The sequence below is a fragment of the Niabella yanshanensis genome (assembly GCF_034424215.1).
GTDB lineage: Bacteria > Bacteroidota > Bacteroidia > Chitinophagales > Chitinophagaceae > Niabella > Niabella yanshanensis.
Map to the genome: position 1 here is coordinate 1,672,002 of NZ_CP139960.1, position 21,779 is coordinate 1,693,780.

Below are 21,779 nucleotides of genomic sequence, written 5' to 3' on the forward strand. Positions count from 1 at the left end.
AAGATCATTGCACTACAGGGAAAGCAGCAATTCTTAGCCTTGCCGCCCCCATAGGTATCAATTCAATCGTTTCTTCTTTACCGCCCACTATTACCGGGCTTTGAGGCAAGGTATCTGTTAAACCGTATTGATCAATTTTCCAGCTGTCGATTCGTTTTCCTGTTGTTGTAATGCTAATGGGTACCGCGTCCTGTGTAAAAGGAAAATTAGTGGCCGGCCAGCTTTTCTTAACCACTTTAAAAAGCTTTTTCGGATCCTGTCCCTTATAAACCAATCCGTAGTTCCATGAAGAACCGGGTAATATTTCAAAAGATGGCCATTTATCCGCATCAGCAGACTCCTGCCATTTTGAATCTCCTATAGCAGACTTTTTACTATCCATCCTCTTATACTCTTCCTTAATTTTTAATGAATAGGTTAAAGGACCCCGATTAACACTAATACTGTTCTTATTGGAAGTCCAGGTATTCACCTTCAATTGCATAGGCAAATCAAGCTGTACTTTATCGCCACTCTTCCAAAGTCTTTCGATTCTTATATAAGACGATGGTGATGGATTTTTCTTAACCACAACACCATTGACCTTTACCTGCGCATCGGCACACCATTCGGGTATTCTTAAATAAAAAGGGAAACGGGTACTTTTTGACAGGGTGAATGTAAAGTCAGCAGCTTCGTCAAAAGGGTAATGTCCTTTGGAAGCAATGCCCACTTCGGTTCCATTGCCCACTTTTGCTTTTACTACCGCCTCACTATATAGTATTGCTGCAATACCATTATCAGGAGTCGCCATAAAAACATGTTCGGCATAATAAGGCCATCCCTGCGCATGATTGTGCTGGCAACAGCGCGAGCTAAAGGGATTCATCATTACAAAAGGACCGCTGTTATCAATACCAGGATGATGATTCTTACTATCACTAACCGACATGTTGGGACTGGTTATATAGCGTAGCGCTTTGAAGTCGGGCATTACAGCCGCGGGATAAGTATTGAATGCAACGTTCTCGGTATGATCGGCCCAAAAAGGATCACCGGTAATACCCAGCAATATCTCATTGGAAGCCATCTGCTCTACCATGCCACAGGTTTCCACGCCCTGGCGGGGGTCCACATAACCTTTGCGGGCATTTTCATCTGCTCCGAACATTCCTCCCGGCACATTACCAAAACGCTCACGTATCAGATTGAACACATTATAGGTAGCATCCCAATCTTCCCGGCTGCCCGTTTGCAGGTAATAAGTAGCGGGCTCCCGAAATCCCTGTGCAATATTTACATTATGCCAGTTAGGTAAATTGTCTTTTTGCTTCCAGTCGGCTGTATTCCGATGCAATTTGGCTGCCAAATCCAGTAACCATTTTTTATCACCTGTAGTCCGGTTGTACAACCAATATACGCTTAGCATATTATCTCCTCCCCGGCTGTTCTCCCAATAATCCTTCAACATCATGCTATCGGGCAAATTGTATTGCCAGCGGAAATAGTTTTCCATAAAAGGCAACACTCTTTGGTCATTGCTATACTCGTAATAAGATTGCAGGCACCAAAGCATGATCATATTACCCCATAAATCCGGTTTTCCGTTTCTTAGAATCATCGGTCCGAAATAACCATCGGGCCGTTGACTTTTTAATGCGGACTCCAGCCAAATACGCGACTCGTCAATGATCTTTTTATCTTTCAACACGTAACCCAGGTTGGCATAGCCTTTCAACCAGTAAGGCACTTCTTCCCAACCATGGTCGCCTTTGCCATCTGCACTCAGCCAGGCGTTATTTTTTTTGGCCAGCCAGGCGCTGATCTCTCCCAGTTGACCAGTAAGACCATCGCGTTGCAGCTCCAGGTATTTTTGCAACCATCCCCTTGGCTGTATCGACCCAACCGGCAACTTTATAAAGTATAACTGTTGCAAAGGTTTTCTATTGGATGCATAAAACCGGTTCGTATAACTATTATCAGGCTTTTGCACTTCAGTAACTTTAGACTGCGCTGATGCCTGTAAACCACCGGCCAGGCAAAATGAAAGTGCCCCTCCTGTTACAATTGATCTATATAGGTTCATTGACTAACAATTAGTATTGACTGCTATTTAACGGTGACATCATACAATTGCTGGTGCAACTGCTTCAGTGTTTGTTCAGGCATCTTCATTACCTTGCGATCATAAGTAAGAATGCCGTTGGTTTCAATTTCTACATCAGTAGTTTGTGTATATACAGCGGCGGATAAGCCCAATGGAATTAATTTCTTCAAGTCATTCATAGACCTGGTATAACGCTGCAGCAGCTCTTCTTTATTTTTAAAGCTCTGGTAGCCCCAGTTATTTTTATCCTGCCAGGTATGGCCATCTACCGGTAAGCCAAAACCTCCAAACTCACCCAACACCAGTGCCTGTCCGCTTTTCCCAAACACTTCCGGATCGGGCATCTGAGGATCGGGGTAATGGTGAATATCCAGTACATGACCGGTATAGAAGAAGTTCCCTCCGCTGGCGCTGTTTACCAAACGCGAAGGATCATATTTCATGGTCCACTCTGTTATTTCCTTCGTTTTAAATTGTCCCCACGCCTCATTAAACGGCACCCATGATACAATCGAAGGAAAGTTGTGTGCTGCATCCATGATCGCTTTCCATTCTTTCCTGTAATATCCTTCCGATTCAGCAGTACGTTGCTTGTCCCTGTTGAATCCGGACACCTGACCTGAACGCATATCCCAATGATTACCGCCGAGGTCACCGCTTGGCATGTCCTGCCAAACCAGGATGCCTACGCTATCACAATAGTAATACCAACGGGCCGGCTCCAGCTTAATATGCTTACGAATCATATTAAAGCCCATCTCCTTTGTTTTAACAATATCAAATAAAAGGGCTTTATCGGTTGGAGCTGTAAACAATCCGTCAGGCCACCATCCCTGATCCAGCGGCCCATACTGGAATAATATTTTATTGTTCAAAGCCATACGGTTAATGCCCGCAGCATCTTTTAGAAGAGATGACTTACGCATAGCGAAATAGCTTTCAGCGTAGTCAATTTGTTTACCAGCCCTGTATAAATACACTTTCAGATTGTATAAATAAGGAGACGCAGGCGACCATAATTTTGCATTTTCTATTTTAATATCCGCATTCACTCCTGAAGGAACGGTTACCTCTCCTATTGGTTGCACACCATCCAAAGCAACGAACTTCACAATATCCCCTGCCTGGGCACCCTCAACAAGGGCCGATACGCGCAGCTGGCTTGCGTCTACATCTGGTGTATGTTTAGTTGATGCGATATGAGTAGCGGGTAGTATCTCTGTCCAAACTGTTTGCCAGATACCTGTTACAGGGGTATACCAGATACCTTCCGGCTTTTTTACCTGCTTGCCTCTTGGCTGGGGGCCCTCATCGGTAGGGTCCCAGACGTGTAAGGCTATCGCTTGCTGTTTGCCTTTACCCAAATAGCTTGTAATATTGAAAGAAAAGGGATCAAAGCCGCCTTCATGTCTTCCCACTTTTTTGCCGTTTACAAACACATCACACTGCCAGTCTACTGCACCAAAATTCAATATTACCTGGTTGGTTCCTGAGGGCTTAGAGAGCGCAATATTGGTGCTATACCACAGTGCCTGGTCTTTACCCACTGTTTTCCCAACACCGGAGAGAGCCGACTCAACCGGGTAAGGCACTAAAATATCTCCCTGGAATGTTGCGGGGATATTTTGTTCGGATGCGGGAGTAATTGCATACTTCCATAAGCCGTTCCAGTTTTGCCAGTTGGCTCTTTTCAACTGTGGCCTGGGATATTCAGGTAAAGGTTTTGCCGGGTTGACATCTGCCACCCATGATGTTTGAGGTTTACCCGGTACAATTTTCCAGGTACTCTGAGCCTTAGCTGTCACTGATAAAACAACGACTGCCAGGCATGGAAATAGAATTCGCATAATTAATTTTTAGTGAACAATGGCAATGAGTCTAAATATGGCAAACTTAATAGCTACATATTACTATGCAGTTAAAATTTGTTTCAAAAATTATACTTTTTGTACCATATTTTATGGTTCAAGGCCTCTTATTTTTTGAAACAGTACATTATAACTGATACCTAATATTACAACTCAGGTTTTTTCATTTTCCCGGCCGATGGCGTTCCATCGTTAACAACGGGCCAACCATCTGCATCCCAATTTACCTTATCAAGCAATAATGCCCGCTGGTTAACTGTATTGATCATCGCCCGCTCCACATCCATAGCGTGATAGAGCATCCAGTCCTGCTTCTTTTTATCGGTAATCAGCCGGGCATTATGACCCGGTCCGGAAAATTGGGAATTTCTTTGCAAGACTAATGTACCGGCTCCCCGTTCCGTTAGATTTTTACCCGCTTTATCGATATAAGGTCCCATTAAATTTCTGGATCTTCCTACCCGAACCTGGTATACGCTGGCCGCTCCATCACAACAATTATTTTTAGATCCGAAAAAATAGTAATAGCCATCCTTCCTGAAAAGATTTACAGCTTCGAAATCGCCTGCAGCAATTTTTATTTTTTGAGCCGCGTCTTTTACACGTCTGCCATCTTCAGTCAGCTCCACACCATAAGTACCCTGCGTCGCTGAAGTATTGTAACTTCCCCAGAACAGGTATTTTTTTCCGCTCTCTTCATAATAAAAAGGATCGATAGAGTTGGGAACACCAATCTCCGAAGAGAGAAACAGTTTTCCCGCATCAATAAATGGTCCGGCCGGATAAGAAGATACAGCTAACCCGATTCCAGGGTTAGCATCGCCCCAGGTTGAATAAGAATAATACAAATGATACTTACCATTTACGATGGCGATATCGGGAGCCCATATACCACCGGACGACTTCCAGGTTGGTTTACTGGTGAAAGCATCATTTACGTAAGTCCAGTTGATCAAATCCCTTGACCGAACAACCGCCACCAGGTGATTTTTATTGTCGGTATGCCAGAAATCTTCTGTTCCGTAAGCATAATAATAATCCGAATTGGGATCCTTAATCACTGTAGGATCTGCCAGGATGGGCGTGAATACCGGGTTCTGATATTCCGCTACCGGTTTAAGTGGTTCGGGAGCGGGCGTCTCACGCTGAGACTTAGCCTTTGAACAACTTAACAATATACCTGACGTAACTATCGCTCCGTAGAACCACCAACGAACACTATTCAATCCCTGTTTATTTTTCATCATAGTCAATCATTCATTTTTTTTAAAAAGAGATTACCACCCGGGATTTTGAATTACCCATAATGCCCTGTCTATCTCGGTTTGAGGAATAGGCCATAAGTAATGTTTGGGAGCTTCGAAGATTCTTCTCTTCAAAACAACGCGTTGGTAAAACGCATCGTCCTGTATAGATGTTCCCTTGTCATAGCTCAACCTGTAAAAAGTTTTATTGCTGGTTTCGGGCGCTATTTTCCAGCGGTTGCAATCAAAATAACGCTGCGTTTCAAATGCCAGCTCAATGCGACGTTCATGCCTGATGCGCTCTCTCATCTGATCTTTTGACAAGCCGGCAGGTAAGCCTGGCAATCCTGCTCTTTCTCTTACTTTGTTCACATTCGTATATACATCGGCAGTTGGGCCTTGCGCCTCGTTAAGCGCCTCAGCATAGTTCAGGTACACTTCAGCCATACGGAAGTAAATCCAGGTTTTAAAAGTAAAAGTCCCAGCTTGAGTAAGATTAATTTGTTCATCAGCAAACTTGCGAAGTAAGTAGCCCGTAACCGGGTAATCCTGGCCATTACCTACCGCACGTCCGTCACGGCCGGAATTGTGAAGTTCCAGTTGCCTGCCTCTCCATCTTTGCCCATTAAAGTTGACGCTTACATAAAAGCGAGGTTCCCTGTTTACATACATGTTTCTCACACCTGCGGGGTAATTCGCACCAGCAGTAGCCGCATAGCCGGTTTCCTGGTATCCGGATGCCGCATTAATAATCGGACTTCCGTCGGCATTATAGCCGGTAATAGGTGTAGTTCCGTTGGCCATCTGGAATGCGTCTACCAGCTCCTGTGTAGGACAGTATCCGCTCCAACCGCCCATTCCCTTAGCGCCTGATGCGTATTCCAGCCTGTTAAAGTTCCCCATATTCCTTGCAAAAAGCACTTCATCATTCCAACGGTCAATAAAAAGCCTGTAAAAGTTCTGATAGGGGTCATTAGTAGGCTTATAAAGAATATGACCTGCAGCTTCAGCCTGCGTTATACAGTCCCTGGCCGCATCTGCCGCTTTTTGCCATTTGGTAGCATCATAATTAGGCGAAATAAGGTTGCGTCCCTGGTCGTCTTTGAAATTGGCGTAATCGGAGTTGCCATTGTACAAAGGACTGGCTGCATACAATAAGATCCTGGCTTTTAGCGCCAATGCGGCCATTTTGGTAGCGCGCCCCAATTCAACGTCTACTCTTCTGGCAGGCAATAAGGCTGCTGCTTTGTCACACTCTTCGACTACGAAAGCCACGCAATCGTCATAAGGCGATCTTTTAATCTGCGTATAATCATCTGCTGTTGAAAGCGACCTGTTCAGGATTGAAACAGGCCCATGTACCCTCATTTCAATAAAATGATAGAAGGCGCGAAGAAAATGCGCTTCCCCCTTAAATTCCTGCCTTTGCTGCTCGCCTGTTCTGCCCCAAGCTGATGGCTCGCGTTCAGAAAAATCGGTTTTATCAATGTTCTCTATGAAGATATTTACTTTACGGATACCCTCCCAGTAAACCCTGTAGATGTTTTGCTCTACTGTAGCGGCGTTCCAGTTGCCGGTGTTCATTTGATTGCCGAATACGCCCCAGGTACACTCCAGATCATCAGAGGCGGTGGTAAAAGGATTGCGTCCCCACCATTCAATCCACTCCGGCTCTTCGGGCAGAGAGAAATATGCCGAGCTTAAAAACCGTTCCGCATACTGGGCGCTCGCAAATACCGAATCGATCGTCAGGTCCTCATCATATACTTTATCCAGGAACCCTTTTTTACAGGAGCTCAATAATGCCGAGGTCAGAAAAATAGCTAGTACAAATTTTATATATTGTTTCATTGTCTTTTATTTATTGGCGATAAGATGAGACTGTTTTAGAAATTAACCTGAAGCCCGAAATTAATATTACGTGTAAGCGGGTAACGACCTGTTCCGTTGTCTGACTCAGGATCGATGATCTTCACTTTATCCCAGGTGAGTAGATTTAAACCATTAACAAAAAAACGTGCCGTGGAAATTTTATATTTACCTGTTAGGTTCTGAGGAAGGGTGTAGCCGATTTCCGCATTCTTTAAACGAAGAAAACTACCGTCTACCATATATAAGGTGTTGCCCCATCTGTAGTTATTCTCACTTATCATGTCTATCACCAGCGGGTACTTAGCACCAGAATTGTCTGCACCGGGAATAAACCGGTTATCATAATATTCCCGTATCACATTGTTTACACCAAACCCTTCGTTAAATGCATACATAGAGGGCCCCTGCAGAAAAATATTGGTTTTAGCGGCCCCCTGGAAGAACATGCTCAGATCAAAACTTTTGTACACTAAGGTTCCACCGAAGCCGAAGATCATTTGAGGCGTACGAGCAAAACCTGTATAAACCCTGTCATTCGCATCAATTTTACCATCTCCATTCACATCGCGGAATTTGATATCTCCCGGACGGACTGTAGATTGGAAGGTTTGAACAGGGCTGTTTTTGATTTCATCTTCATTCTGGAACAAGCCAATAGCTTCCAGCACATAGGGTTGTCCTATCATAGTACCATTAGGGTGTTGGTATGGGAAACGGGTGGGTGGAACAGCTGATTCGATCACTTTGTTTTTTGCATAGGTAAAAGTTCCCCTCAATGAATAGGAAAGGTCATAAGACGTAGCGTTTTTCAACTCTATCATACCATCAAACCCGCGGTTATTCGCTTTACCCAGGTTTCCATAGGGTATAGTCCAGGGATAAATACCCGTGAAAAAAGGCAGGTCTGCTCTTTGTATCAGGATAGCCGAACGGTCTTCATTAAAGAAATCGGCCTGTACCACAATCTTTCCTTTAAGCAACTCTACATCCAGGCCTATATTCGTTTTATTTGCCACCTCCCAGGTTACATCAGGGTTACCTATTGCATTTTCGTCAATACCCGGATAATTCGTCATATTCTCACCAAACATATAAGACTGTGCTGTAGAAGTATTTACAGAAGTCAGGAACAGGAAGCGTCTTCCACCAATCGCATCATTGCCTACCTTTCCATAAGAACCTCTTATTTTGAGCACTGATACAGGGTTATTCTCCCCCCAGAAATTTTCTCTTGATATTACCCAACCTGCAGAGACAGATGGGAAAAAGCCATATTTCTGCCCGGGAGGAAAATTCTCAGAGCCATTATAACCAAAGTTCCCTTCAATTAAATAACGCTCCATATAATCGTAGGTTACCCTTGCCGCATAGCCGCGCCTGCGGTAAGGCACACTATTTTCACGCACAGTAGTAGTAAGATCATTAAATTCATTCTGATTAAACAATAGTAAGCCCGAGACACCATGAACACCAAAGTTCCTATTGTAATTGAGTTTAGCCTCGTAATAAATATTTTTATTCGCGGTATTACCTACCCCCAGACCGAGCGGTGTTTCTTCCCTTATAACCTGGTATCGGTCTTGTCCGTTTTCTTTATAATATCTACGCATTGCAAAATTCTTCGTACGTGCCTTATTTGCAAAGTAATAGTGGTCATATCCAAATCTACCACTCATTTCCAAACCCTTGGTAACAACACGCGATAGATCCCATTTAGCTGAAGCCGTACCCTGCACCGTACTTTTGTCCTGCTGTGTGTATCCGGAATAACCTACCAGTCCCCATGGATTGGCATTGACTGCAGAACCGGCGCCCAAAGATCCATCAGGATTGTATAAAGGAAAGTTCATGGGTGTCACTTTACGAAGCGCACCGAATATACCATCACTGGATGTGCCCGGGTAATTCTGGCTTTCGATAATGCTTGCGAGGCCCAGCTCCAGCACAAAGCTCTTTGATAAATTCATATCAATATTCGAACGAAAATTATATCTCCTGAAATTAGCGTTGTTATTATACTTGCTGCCCTCAGGCTTTTTCCATATACCATTCTGTTCAGTATAACCGATATTGGCAAAATACCTTACGGTTTCACCACCTCCCGAAACATTCAGGTTATTTATGGTTTGCCAGGTTCTTTTATTCATTACTACATCAGTCCAATCTACATTGGGGAAAAGATAGGGTTCGGATCCATCAAAATACTTGTTCACTTCCTCCTGAGTATACTCAGGTCCTTTACCTACATTGGTACGTGCTTCGTTCATTAAAGTAGCATACTCACCTGCATTGATATAATCCGGCAGACGCTGGGCATACAGATTGGCATATTCCGATCTCAGAACTACCCTGGGCTTACCCGCTTTACCACGCTTGGTTGTAATTAATATAACGCCGTTAGCGCCCCTCACTCCATACACGGCTGTAGCGGAGGCATCTTTAAGAATAGAAAAGGTTTCTATCTCCATGGCATTAATATTATTCAATGGGCGTTCGATACCGTCTACAAAAACGAGTGGAGCGGTACTGGCGCCTGCAAATGTGGCTACGCCCCTGATAAACACCTGGGCTGCATCAGCGCCCGGCTCGCCACTGGATTGCCGGGTTATAATACCAGGCAACCTGCCGCCTATGGCATTGGATAACTGGGCTACTGCCGATCGTTCAATATCCTTAACACTAACGGAAGATACGGCGCCGGTAAGCGTTGTCTTTTTCTGGCGGCCAAAACCTACTACTACCACTTCGTCCATCTTTGCCTTGTTCTCATCATAAATGAGCGTAAAAGTTCTTTCACCCTCAGTACCGGTCAATACGCGAAGTGTAATGTATCCGATGTTGCTGATGATCAGGCTATCATTAGGATCATTTACTTCCAGCAAAAATTTCCCGTTAGCATCTGTGATGGCCGTCTTATTGGTTCTGGGGATCAGAGCCGAAGCTCCCACCAGGACATTTCCGTTACCGTCCTTCACATACCCGTTCAACACGTAAGATTGAGCGCTACTTCCTACGGAAATTAAAAGAAATACAGCAATTAATATCTTGACTCTTCGCTTCGCAGGATCTAATGCAAAAAGCGATAATAATGGCAATATGCCACCATAAGCAACTGTCCGGTTTTTGAACATAGCAAACAATTTTTCGTTAAAAATGATGCACAAATATATTTTTGACTTTAAAAGTCCTATTGAAATTTCATCTCATTCTTTCATCAAACCGTCTCATTTTTCAAAATCCACCCTATTTCGCGGGCAGCTACAACATACTCTTAGTTCTTACACAACCGTCAATGATCTTGTAAGCAAAAAATTGTATGTTTGGTTAAACAGATTGCGTTGAGAACTTTCTTCATCCTGATATCCTTATTAATCAACATAGGCCTGTTCAGCTACCGGTCGTATGCGCAACGCTATTATTTTGAACATTTCCAGGTTGAACAGGGCATTTCCAATAATACCGCCAGCTGTGTTATACAGGACCAAAAAGGATTTATCTGGATAGGCACCAAGGACGGCTTGAATCGTTTTGACGGATACAACTTTAAAATATTCAGGAATGAAAGAAATGACCCTACCAGCCTGGGCAATAATTCGGTATGGAAGTTATTTGAAAGCAGCAACGGTACGATATGGGTGGGCACGGAGCATGGTATTTTTGCTTATGATCCTCACCTCGAAACCTTTTCCCATGCGGCCGGAACACCCAAACAACTGGTGAGAGCAATGGTGGAAGATGCTGAAGGTAACATGTGGTTCATCATAAGCTTCCGGCTTTATGTATTATCAGCCAAAACGAAAAAAGTAACCGCTGTTCAGGGAGCACACCTGGATTTTTGTACCGCAATAACACTTTCAAAAAATAAAGAGATCTGGGTAGCCACCATGTATGGCAATATTGGCAGGTATAACGCGGATACAGAAAAATTTAATTTTTTCTCTGTCTTTGACCATTCGCCTGCACCGGTATCTCCATGGCTTGAACGGATATTTGATACGGGAGAAGGATATCTGCTGATAGGCACTGCTACGCAAGGCATAAAAAAATTCAACCTGGCAAGCAATACTTATGATGATGTACTTATATATAATGCTGATAATACAGAAATATTTGCCCGTGACTTCCTGAAAATAAAGCCAGATGAATACTGGATTGCTACTGAGAGTGGGATATACATTTATAATACAACTCATAATAGTTTTAATAACCTAAAAAAAGATTATCAAAATCCGTACGCCATCAGTGATAACGCAGTGTATTCTTTTTGCAGGGATAAGCAGGGCGGCATCTGGATAGGCACTTATTTTGGTGGTATTAATTATTTGCCTAATAAGGGCCTGGTGTTTCAAAAATATTTCCCCCAATTTGGCACAGGCACTATTAAGGCAAATGCTATCCGAGAAATCACCTCAGACAATCACGAAAATTTATGGATCGGTACGGAAGATGACGGCTTATATAAATTAAATCCGAATACGGGAGTCTTTTCAAACTATAAACCTTCTCAAAAAGGCAAAGGCATTGCACATACGAATATCCACGGACTTGCATTTTCCCAGAATAAACTTTGGGTAGGCACTTTCGAGCATGGCCTCAATGCAATGAACCTACCTGAAGCTACCGTCACTGATCATTACACCAGCAACCCCGCTACCGGCCTCAGAAGCAACTTTATACACAGTCTCTATAAAACAGCGGATGATCGGCTATGGGTAGGTACTTCCAACGGCATTTACATCTACAACCGGAAGCATAATAATTTTATAACACCCGGTTATTTTCCCAAAGATGCATTCTATTCTTCTATACTTGAATTATCGGATGGTTCGATTCTGGCTGGCACTTTCCAGGATGGACTACATTATTATTCACCTGCACGAAAAACCTATGGCCGTATCCAGATAATCAAAAACCATATCAATCTCCTGGCTGAAAATCGTATTACTTATCTTTTTGAATCGAATGATAAAACCATATGGATCGCTTCTGAGGATAAACTATATAATGTAAATACCCAAACGAATAATGTTCTGATCTTCTCCACCAGTACCGGCCTGCCTAGTAATATGATCTACACCATTGTAGAAGATGACCAGCACAACAAATGGATAACAACCTCTAAAGGGCTGGTCTTAATGGATCCCCAATACAAAATATTACGCATTTTCACAAAGATGGATGGCCTTCTGAATGATCAGTTTAATTACTCTTCCTGTCACAAAACCAGGGACGGGACCATCTATTTGGGAAGTGTGAAAGGACTTATAAGTTTCAATCCGGGCAATTTAAGAATGGAGCATTATTCACCCCCGGTATATATAACCAATATTTCTTTTTTTAATAACTCTTTATCAGTGAATCCTGAGAAAGGCCCATTACGTCAGTCTGCACTTATTACAGAAGAAATAACACTTCCCTACGACCAGTCTACCTTTCACATAGATTTTGCGGCTCTTAATTTCACCTCTCCCGGTAACATTGAATATGCTTACAGACTAGAGAACCTGGATAAAAAGTGGAACTATATCAAAACAAATCGGAGGGTTTATTTCACCAATCTGTCACCCGGCTCCTACCTGTTTCGTGTACGATCTACTGATGGCAATGGAGAGTGGTCGGCCCATGAAAAAACATTGCTGATAAAAATACTCCCACCCTGGTGGCGCACCCATTGGGCTTACCTTATTTACGCCCTCTTTGCCGCATTAGGCGTTTATGGCATGGTGAGGTTCTATCATAATCGTCAACTGGAAAAACAACAGCGAAACATGGAGTTGTTTGAACGCATCAAGGAAAAGGAAACCTATGAATCTAAAATAGATTTCTTTACCAAAATAGCTCATGAAATACGAACGCCATTAACGCTTATAAAAGCACCCCTGGAAAAGCTTTTACGCGGCCTGGCATCACCCACCCAAAAGGAGAAGTACCTGGCAGTAATGAATAAAAATACCGACCGCCTATTGGACCTGACCAATCAACTGCTCGATTTCAGGCGCGTAGAAGCCGGAGCATTTGCACTTTCGATGGAAGCAAAAAATATCAATGATCTGGTTAAAAACATCTGGAATAATTTTCACCCTCTAGCAGAAAGCAAAGGAATAAAAATGGAGTTTACGTCACAGGGAGTGTATACCTGTAAAATAGATGAAGAAGCTACTACCAAGATCGTTAGTAACCTTCTGGATAATGCCGTTAAATATTGCCAGCATATTGTTACGGTTTCTATAACCAATGAAGGAAATGATTTTGTAACCATACAAATAAGTAATGACGGACCTCTCGTACCAGCTGATGTAAGAAGCAAAATCTTTCAGCCTTTCTTCCGATCCAAAAAAACAGATAAGATAACAGGAACCGGCATGGGACTGGCTTTATCCAGATCGTTAACGGAATTGCAAGGCGGCAGCTTAATCATGCATGTAGCCAATCATTTAAATGTTTTTGTACTTAACTTGCCAACTGAAGCTTAAATAAATAATGGAAGCCAATTCAGAAAAACCTGCTATATTGATCGTAGATGATAACGAAGACATACTCGACTTTTTACAGGATGACCTGGGAGAGCTCTATACCATTTTCACAGCACCCAATGGAGTTCAGGCTTTATCAGTTTTAGATCACCAGGTGGTGCAACTGGTGATCAGTGATGTGATGATGCCTGAAATGGACGGCATTGAACTGTGTGAGAAAATAAAGTCCAGCTTTGAATTGAGCCATATCCCTGTCATATTGTTAACAGCAAAGAATACCTTGCAGGCAAAAATTGAGGGGCTCAATACGGGTGCTGACGCCTATATTGAAAAGCCCTTTTCGCCCGAACACCTGGCGGCACAGGTTTTTAGTTTACTGAATAACCGCAATAAAATAAAGGACTATTTTGCTCAATCGCCATTAGCTCACATTAAAAGTATGGCACATTCTAAAATGGACGAAGAATTCCTTGAAAAGATGAATAATTTTATTGTGGAACATATTTCAGATACCGACCTGGATGTGGATCACCTGGCGATAGCCATGAATATGAGCCGCGCCACTTTCTACAGAAAAGTAAAGTCCATATCCAACCTCTCTCCTAATGAAATGATCAATATATCCCGATTGAAAAAAGCGGTTGAATTGATGAACACCCGCATGTTCCCCCTAAGCGAAATTGCCGAACGGGTAGGCTACCAGACTTTAACTCAGTTGGGAAGAAATTTTCAGAAGCAATTCAAGCTTACTCCCAGCGAATACCTGCAGATGCAAAAATGATCTCTTATTTACGCAATGCTTTTAAGCGTCCCGAAAACTACTGTAAATGTACTGCCTTCGTTAACGTTGCTTTCAACGTGTATGGTTCCGCCTAAAGACTCGATCTGGGTTTTGGTAAGATAGAGCCCTACCCCTTTACTGTCCATACCCTTATGAAACACCTGGTTTAGCTTGAATATTTTGTCGCCATATTTTACCATATCAATGCCAAACCCGTTATCCCGTACCTGCAGCGCAATAGCTCCGCCCTCAACTATGCGGGTACTGATCCATATTTTTGACGCTACAAGAGGATTACAATACTTTACTGCATTGCTTACAAGATTATACAGAATGCTCTCCAGGTAGGGCCTGGGATAGTACATCTTTCCTACGCCAAGATTTCTTTGAATGTCTATGTTCCTTTTCAGTATATCGCCGGCAAGCTGGTCCACAACCGCATTAATCGCTTCATCGAAATCGCAATTATCAAATGGTACTTCCCGGTTTAGCCTGATCTCTGCTATATTCAACAAGGTTTCGAGGCTGTTAGTCATTGATAAACCCACCGTATCGAGCAAAGACGCCAGCTCGTCAATAGTAAATGAGCCCGCTAAAATATTGGCATCCTCATGATCAGATATCCTGCCACATTTAATGTTTAATACCCGGGTCAATAAATTAATATTTTTCGCCGGCCCGCGGAGGTTATGCGCAATAGCATGACTTATCTCCTCCAATTCCTTCACCTTACCCAACAGTTTTTCCCTGGCACTGTTAAGCTCTATATTTTTTGACCGTAGTTTGTTGGTAAGGTCCTTTCTGGCAGTGATATCTACCAGTTGAGAGATAAAGAACAAAGGATGCGATTGCGCATCTCTCACAACAGAGGTTGTCAATAATATCCAAATAACCCGTCCTGATTTGGTGATATACCTTTTTTCAATATGATAATTGTCGGCCTGGTTATTCAGCACATTTTTCATGAGATGCAGATCCTGGTCCAGATCTTCAGGATAAGTAATATCCTGGAAGGTAAGCCTAAACAATTCTTCCCGTGTATACCCAAGCATCTTACACAGGGCATCATTTACCGCATTCCATTTTCCTTCAGGACTTACTACCGCCATACCGGTACCCGACAAATTGAAATAAGTGGAAAAAGTCTTTTCACTGGCGCGTAATTCAGCCTCGGCATGCATACGATCGCTGATGTCCTGTGCAAACGCTATTACATACTGCTCCCCATTGGGGTTGCTGAATACATAATTTTTATAGAGCAGGTGTTTTATACTTCCATCACCGGCTAAAACGCTTAACACCCCTTCGGCAGTTGTTTTTTTCCTGATCACATCCAGGTATTGAACTTGTACATCGCTTCTGAATTTCTCCGGAACAAGATCAGCAATGTTTCTGCCTTTCAACTCATCATATGAATACTGAAGCAGTTCGGTTGCATAGGGGTTTACGTTCAGTACATTTCCCTCCAGATCGTGTGTACAAATAGCAGCCAGGCTATAATCAAATATTATTTTATACTGTTTTCTATCTTCGACATGGGCAAGGTCTGCAAGTTTTTTCTCATGAATATCTTTATGGGTGCCAATAAACCGCAAAGGCTTGCCATCGTCGCTGAAAGCCGTTACGACTCCCCTGCTCAATATCCACCGGTAGCTGCCATCTTTACGCTGAAACCTGATCTCACATGTATAAACAGGTGTTTTCCCCGACACATGATCCTCCATAGCTTTTTGAGAAATCGGCAGGTCTTCCGGATGTATTTTTGTGGCCCACTGCTCGGTGGTTACAATTTCGCTTTGCGAATAACCAAATATCTCTTCCCATTTGGACGAAAAGAAAATCCGCCTGGTTTGCAAATTCACATCCCAGATCCCATCGCCTACTGCATCCAACGCCAAACGCCACTTGTCTTCGGTTACTTCCTTCACCTCAGTTCTTTCTACTACCACCAGGCTGAAGTCGTCGCTATATGACGCGGGTAGTATCTTGATGGCAAACCTGGCAGCCTTGCCATCAAGGGTTATATTGTATTCAAAAAATTGCGGTTTGCCTTGCTGAAATACCTTGCGGATGGACGACACACATTCCCTGATGATGGTATCATTATTAATATCGGAAGCGTATAACCCCAGGTATAAAGCCCGGCCCCGCTCTTCATCTTCACTATTTCCCGCCCATACGTTAGTAATTTTTTCATCGCGTGAAACTTCAAAAATGCGGAACGCAAATGTTTTGAATGCCTTTATGACGGCATCTCTACTCGTATTGACCGGGTCACTATCCATAAGGCAGAATAATTTGATAAGGTTAACCTAAGCAAAAAACAGAAGTTCCTCATTTCCTTTCCTGCTTAGAAGACAAATGAGGTTTCCGGGGTAATGATCTCCAGTGATTTAGTTTCCGAAGCCTCCACGCGACCAATTACCTGCGCCTGCACACCTAAACTTTGGGCAACGCTGATAATAACGTCAGCATCAGCTTCATTGGTATAAATTTCAAGACGGGTCCCCATATTAAACACCTGGTACATTTCGCGGGCATCGGCGCCGCTGGCATCCCTGATGATATCAAAAATTACCGGTGGCGTAAACAGGTTATCTTTTACGATCTTTACATTACCGGGCATATATTTCATGCACTTGGTTTGCCCGCCGCCACTACAATGTATCAATCCGTTAATCGCATCAAAATGCTCTTCCAGCAATACTTTCATTACCGGTGCAAAGGTGCGGGTAGGGCTTAAAACCAGCTTTCCAATAGTAGTTTCAGTGTCATCTACTGTTATTGTATCGGTAAGTCGGTGCTTACCTATATATACCACATCATCACTCAGCTTAGGCTCAAAAGTTTCGGGATATTGTTCCGCATAAAACTTATTCAATACGTCATGCCTGGCACTGGTTAAACCATTGCTCGCCAGGCCACTGTTATATTCGGTTTCATAGCTGGCTTTGCCAAAAGAAGCCAGCCCAACAATTACATTACCGGGTTGAATCTTTTCGTTGGTAACCAGCTTGTCTTTAGGCCACCGGGCCACCATCGTACCGTTTACGGCCACAGTGCGTACCACATCTCCCACGTCAGCCGTTTCCCCACCCATAAAAGTGATATTCACTCCCCAGGCCTTCATGGTATCAAAGAATTCCTGGCTGCCATTGATCACTTCACTGAGCACTTCGGCCGGTATCAGGGTTTTATTCCTATCGATTGTTGATGAAAAAGCCAGCTTATCATAAATACCCACACAAAGCAGGTCATCCAGGTTCATTACGATAGCGTCCTGTGCAATGCCTTTCCAGATGCTGGCATCCCCGGTTTCTTTCCAATACAGATAAGCCAGGATACTTTTGGTACCGGCTCCATCAGCATGCATTACATTTACCCAATCAGGATCGCCCACCAATACATCAGCATAAATTTTACAAAAAGCATTTTCATAAAGCCCTTTATCCAGCTTTTTTACAGCTTCATGTACTTCTTCTTTTTGGGCAGATACACCTCTTTTGGAATATAATGACATTCTTTACTATTTTATTTAACCGGCTACCAACCTTTTTACCGGTGGGACAGCTCTTCTATTTGCCGCGAAGATAGAATAAAAGCAGGTTCATTAACCAACCGCTTATTGTGCACCAGACCTGCTAACTTTTCAACATTTCAATTGGTAAACCTAATTTTGCGTTCCATGCAAATTCATTACGATATTAATCAATTGCCGGTTTTCAAAAATGCCGTGGTTACAATAGGCACTTTTGATGGTGTACATGAAGGTCATAAGAAAATAATCGACCAGCTGACCAAAACAGCACAGGAAGCGGGAGGAGAATCCGTTATCATTACTTTCCACCCCCATCCGCGTAAGATCGTATCCTCGTCTATACTGGGTATTCGCCTGATTAATACGTTAAATGAAAAGACAGAGCTACTGGAACAATTGGGTATCAATCATTTAGTAATCACACCTTTTACCGAGGTTTTTGCCAACCAGGAGCCGGAAGATTACCTGAAGGATTTCCTGATCGATAAATTTCACCCCCATACCATTATTATTGGCTATGACCATCATTTTGGCAAAAACCGCAAGGGGAATTATAAGCTGTTAGAAAGCTACCAGGAAAAATATGGCTACCATCTTAAAGAAATTCCTAAACATATCCTGGATCATATCGGCATTAGTTCTACCAAAATACGGGAATCCATCCTTAACGGTGACACTACCACCACCAATCACCTGCTGGGTTATCCCTTCTTTTTTGAAGGCGAAGTGGTGCATGGAGACAAATTAGGGCGGGAATTAGGCTACCCTACCGCCAATTTAAAAGTGCAGAATGAAGAAAAAATATTACCCTGCGATGGCATTTATGCCGTGTATGCGTCAGTAAAAAATATCGACGGCGGCTATGGCCCCGTTTTAAAAGGGATGATGAGCATTGGCTTCAGGCCTACTGTAGACGGTACCAAAAGGGTTATTGAGGTAAATCTCTTCGATTTTCAAAATGATATTTACGGTAAAACCTTACGGGTATATGTAAAACAGTTCTTAAGGTCAGAAGAAAAATTCGACAGCCTGGAGGCTTTGGTTAAGAAAATAGATGACGATAAAGAAAGGAGTTTGAAAGTGTTGTAACTAACAAGATATTGCAGTTTTGTAAAGTCAAACATCGCCAAACATTGCGCCATCGCTGCTTTCGTATGGACTGTATTTTAGCGATTATCTTTTCAATGATCTTAAATGTTTAATATCCTCCAAATCTTTCTTACGCCCTGTAGCTTCTTTGTCTGTTATTAAATCAACGTAATTCATTACAAATATCTCCACGCCTTCAACACTAATTACTTCCTTTCTTTTATAGGCATCAAAAAAGTCTATATCGGCTACTATTCCCGGAATAAGATCTAACGAAAAATTATCAAGTTCCAATTTGAAATAGGAGGATTTTGGATTGGGTGTTTGCTCGTTTAGAAATTCGGTAATGTCATATTCGAATTCCTCCATCACATGTAAAACTTTGAAATAGTTTTCATAAGTAGGTAGATACCAAATATCAATATCTGGTTTATCAATTAATTCGCCAAAATCACTCACTGAAGGCCGGAAATAGCCGTTAAGCCCCACTGCTGTCCCTCCAATAATAAGATAGTTTACCTGGTGTTTTTGTTAAAGCACTACAAACATGGAGTAAGCTACTTTTTATATTTGGCAACATTGAATGAATTAGACAGAGCTAATTTGCTCTTTTCAGTTTTCAAAGTATAAATTTTCTGAAGTAAAGAAGTGAACTCAACGTGCTTTTTAACGCTCACAACAGTATTTACGGCATTCTTTTCAGCAGCCTTTAATTCTTGAAATGTATTATATTTCTGAACTGTCTTCATTTAGAAAAACAATTTAAAATCGTTTTTAACTACATAAAATTCATGCAAAACAAATCATTTCCGGCATCTACCAATAAAAACAATACAATCCAATTACTATAAATAATTTAAACAAATAAAAATTGTATAATTTATTCTCTTTAAGTGTCTGTTTTTGCACACAGCTATTTGAAATAAATTTATGAATTCATTGACCACGAATGGCAAACCAGCTAATTTTAATTATTGGCAAAGGTTCGCACATTTCAACTATTTTTGATATATGGAAGTAAATGACGCATTGGTTAATAAATTAGCACATCTTTCCAAACTGACTTTTACCGAGCAGGAAAAAAAAGATATTTCAAAAGATCTTCAGAATATGATCGGCTTTGTTGAAAAGCTGAATGAGCTGGATCTGAAAGAGGTGGAACCATTAATGCATATGAGTGAAGAAATTAATGTACTACGGGAGGATGTGATCAAAGGTTCTGCCAGTCGCGAAGAAGCGCTAAAAAATGCGCCCGAAACAGACGGGCAGTTTTTCCTGGTGCCCAAAGTGATCAAGAAGTAAATGAGGGTGATCAATAGTAAATAATGAGTAATCAATAAATATTTAATAGTTGCCAGGTATTATCCATATTGAACAATTGCGTAAAAGCTACTTTATGGGCCAGCAGGAACTGCAGGTGCTAAAGGGCGTTTCGTTGGATATACACAAAAACGAGTATGTATCTTTAATGGGACCTTCCGGTAGTGGCAAGAGTACACTAATGAATATACTGGGTTGCCTGGATAGTCCTACCGCGGGCACCTATATCTTAAATGGGCATGATGTAAGCAAAATGCATGACAATGCTTTGGCCGAAGTGCGCAATAAAGAAATTGGTTTTGTATTTCAGCAATTCAACCTGCTCCCCCGCCTAACCGCACTTGAAAACGTAGCATTGCCGCTTATTTATGCAGGTGTTTCCAAAAGCCAGCGTAATGAAAGAGCTATGCAGGTATTGGAAAAAGTGAATCTTACCGATCGCAGCCATCACAAGCCCAATGAGCTGAGCGGCGGTCAATGCCAGCGTGTGGCTATTGCCAGGGCATTGGTGAATGATCCCTCCATTATACTTGCCGATGAGCCTACCGGCAACCTGGATACCAAAACTTCCTACGAGATCATGGACATCTTCGGAAAAATACATGCAGGAGGCAATACGGTGGTGTTGGTAACCCATGAAGAAGATATCGCGCAACACTCCCATCGCATTGTACGCTTAAGAGATGGTTTAATCGAAACGGACAAAAGAGTTGAAAATCCTACCCTTGCGAAAATCTAATTTTTGAAGTTCAAGGTTTGAGATTCAAGCTTGGCAGTCCTATGTGTTAGTTCAAAAGATATTAAAGCCCCTCTCAACTCTAAACCTTAAACTTTTAATCTTAAACTTGTTCAGCAATGGCCTTTAGAATTTATACAAAAACGGGCGACCAGGGTAAAACATCACTGATCGGAGGTACTAAGGTGTCGAAGGCCGATCTGCGCATTGAAAGCTACGGAACAGTAGATGAGCTAAACTCATACATTGGCTTATGTAAGGATCTTTTGCAGGATGATATAAGCATTACAATTTTACAGGAGGTACAGGACCGCCTTTTTACTATTGGCGCTGAACTCGCCTGCGATCCGGATAAAGCCACTAAAGTATCCATTCCCGGCCTGCACGAAAGCGATATTGTTTTTTTGGAAAAAGAAATAGATCGCATGGAGCTAAAGCTGGAGCCTCTAAAAGCTTTTATTCTGCCGGGAGGACACCTCACTTTGTCACACCTGCATATAGCGCGCACCGTTTGCCGCCGCGCAGAACGTTGCTGCGTACGACTGGCCCATGAATCAATAGTTGACCCGTTCATTATAAAATATCTAAACCGGCTGAGCGATTACCTGTTTGTGCTGGCCAGGTATTCGGGACATTTGATGAATGTAGCTGATATACCCTGGAAGCCCAGAACAAAAGGGCATTGATCGCTCATTATTAATGAATCACCAGGCCAAGCTACTCAACCTAACTAATGGGAACATTTTTATATCTAAAGTTATTCGTGATATTT

At 42.5% G+C, this 21,779-nt stretch carries 14 protein-coding genes; 6 read left to right on the forward strand and 8 right to left on the reverse strand.

Annotated features, from left to right (window positions below; all coding sequences use genetic code 11):
- Window positions 1-4: 4 nt before the first annotated feature.
- The 5 genes from U0035_RS06505 to U0035_RS06525 form a co-directional block, all read right to left on the reverse strand.
- Entirely contained in the window at window positions 5-2,065 is a 2,061-nt protein-coding gene (locus U0035_RS06505) for a beta-L-arabinofuranosidase domain-containing protein (RefSeq protein ID WP_114789208.1), read from the reverse strand.
- Window positions 2,066-2,088: 23 nt separating this feature from the next.
- Entirely contained in the window at window positions 2,089-3,933 is a 1,845-nt protein-coding gene (locus U0035_RS06510) for a glycoside hydrolase family 2 protein (protein ID WP_114789209.1), read from the reverse strand.
- 167 nt (window positions 3,934-4,100) lie between these two features.
- Window positions 4,101-5,201: a family 43 glycosylhydrolase gene (locus tag U0035_RS06515; RefSeq protein ID WP_211316334.1), complete on the reverse strand. Its 1,101-nt coding sequence runs from the start codon at window positions 5,199-5,201 to the stop codon at window positions 4,101-4,103.
- A gap of 30 nt (window positions 5,202-5,231) precedes the next feature.
- Complete coding sequence (locus tag U0035_RS06520) at window positions 5,232-7,049, reverse strand: RagB/SusD family nutrient uptake outer membrane protein (protein WP_114789210.1); 1,818 nt, start codon at window positions 7,047-7,049, stop codon at window positions 5,232-5,234.
- Between the two features lie 35 nt (window positions 7,050-7,084).
- Window positions 7,085-10,201 carry a SusC/RagA family TonB-linked outer membrane protein gene (locus U0035_RS06525; protein WP_114789704.1) on the reverse strand — a complete coding sequence of 1,039 codons (3,117 nt, stop codon included), beginning with the start codon at window positions 10,199-10,201 and terminating at the stop codon, window positions 7,085-7,087.
- Between the two features lie 189 nt (window positions 10,202-10,390).
- On the opposite strand from U0035_RS06525, the gene U0035_RS06530 reads away from it, so the two are divergent.
- Together U0035_RS06530 and U0035_RS06535 are read left to right on the forward strand one after the other, a co-directional pair.
- Complete coding sequence (locus U0035_RS06530; RefSeq protein ID WP_245957580.1) at window positions 10,391-13,543, forward strand: ligand-binding sensor domain-containing protein; 3,153 nt, start codon at window positions 10,391-10,393, stop codon at window positions 13,541-13,543.
- A gap of 7 nt (window positions 13,544-13,550) precedes the next feature.
- A complete protein-coding gene (locus U0035_RS06535) occupies window positions 13,551-14,324 on the forward strand; it encodes a response regulator transcription factor (protein ID WP_114789211.1) in 774 nt (257 codons plus the stop codon).
- Window positions 14,325-14,332: 8 nt separating this feature from the next.
- Here U0035_RS06535 and U0035_RS06540 read toward each other — a convergent pair whose 3' ends face one another.
- Both U0035_RS06540 and U0035_RS06545 read right to left on the reverse strand, forming a co-directional pair.
- A complete protein-coding gene (locus U0035_RS06540; RefSeq protein WP_114789212.1) occupies window positions 14,333-16,609 on the reverse strand; it encodes a PAS domain S-box protein in 2,277 nt (758 codons plus the stop codon).
- A 65-nt stretch (window positions 16,610-16,674) separates the two neighbouring features.
- Window positions 16,675-17,844, reverse strand: coding sequence for an AIR synthase related protein (locus U0035_RS06545; protein ID WP_114789213.1), 1,170 nt, complete (start codon window positions 17,842-17,844; stop codon window positions 16,675-16,677).
- A 165-nt stretch (window positions 17,845-18,009) separates the two neighbouring features.
- Here U0035_RS06545 and U0035_RS06550 point away from each other — a divergent pair, with 165 nt between their 5' ends.
- Entirely contained in the window at window positions 18,010-18,951 is a 942-nt protein-coding gene (locus tag U0035_RS06550) for a bifunctional riboflavin kinase/FAD synthetase (RefSeq protein ID WP_114789214.1), read from the forward strand.
- Window positions 18,952-19,035: 84 nt separating this feature from the next.
- On the opposite strand, the gene U0035_RS06555 is transcribed toward U0035_RS06550, so the two are convergent.
- Window positions 19,036-19,320 (reverse strand): hypothetical protein, encoded by a 285-nt coding sequence (locus tag U0035_RS06555; protein ID WP_211316335.1) that lies wholly within the window; start codon window positions 19,318-19,320, stop codon window positions 19,036-19,038.
- Between the two features lie 642 nt (window positions 19,321-19,962).
- Here U0035_RS06555 and gatC point away from each other — a divergent pair.
- The 3 genes from gatC to U0035_RS06570 all read left to right on the forward strand — a co-directional run bounded on the left by gatC (window position 19,963) and on the right by U0035_RS06570 (window position 21,693).
- On the forward strand, window positions 19,963-20,253 hold the full coding sequence (gene gatC, locus U0035_RS06560; RefSeq protein WP_114789217.1) for an Asp-tRNA(Asn)/Glu-tRNA(Gln) amidotransferase subunit GatC: 291 nt from the start codon (window positions 19,963-19,965) through the stop codon (window positions 20,251-20,253).
- Window positions 20,254-20,302: 49 nt separating this feature from the next.
- Window positions 20,303-21,010 (forward strand): ABC transporter ATP-binding protein, encoded by a 708-nt coding sequence (locus U0035_RS06565; RefSeq protein WP_317048830.1) that lies wholly within the window; start codon window positions 20,303-20,305, stop codon window positions 21,008-21,010.
- Between the two features lie 116 nt (window positions 21,011-21,126).
- Window positions 21,127-21,693 (forward strand): cob(I)yrinic acid a,c-diamide adenosyltransferase, encoded by a 567-nt coding sequence (locus U0035_RS06570; protein WP_114789219.1) that lies wholly within the window; start codon window positions 21,127-21,129, stop codon window positions 21,691-21,693.
- Window positions 21,694-21,779: the final 86 nt, after the last annotated feature.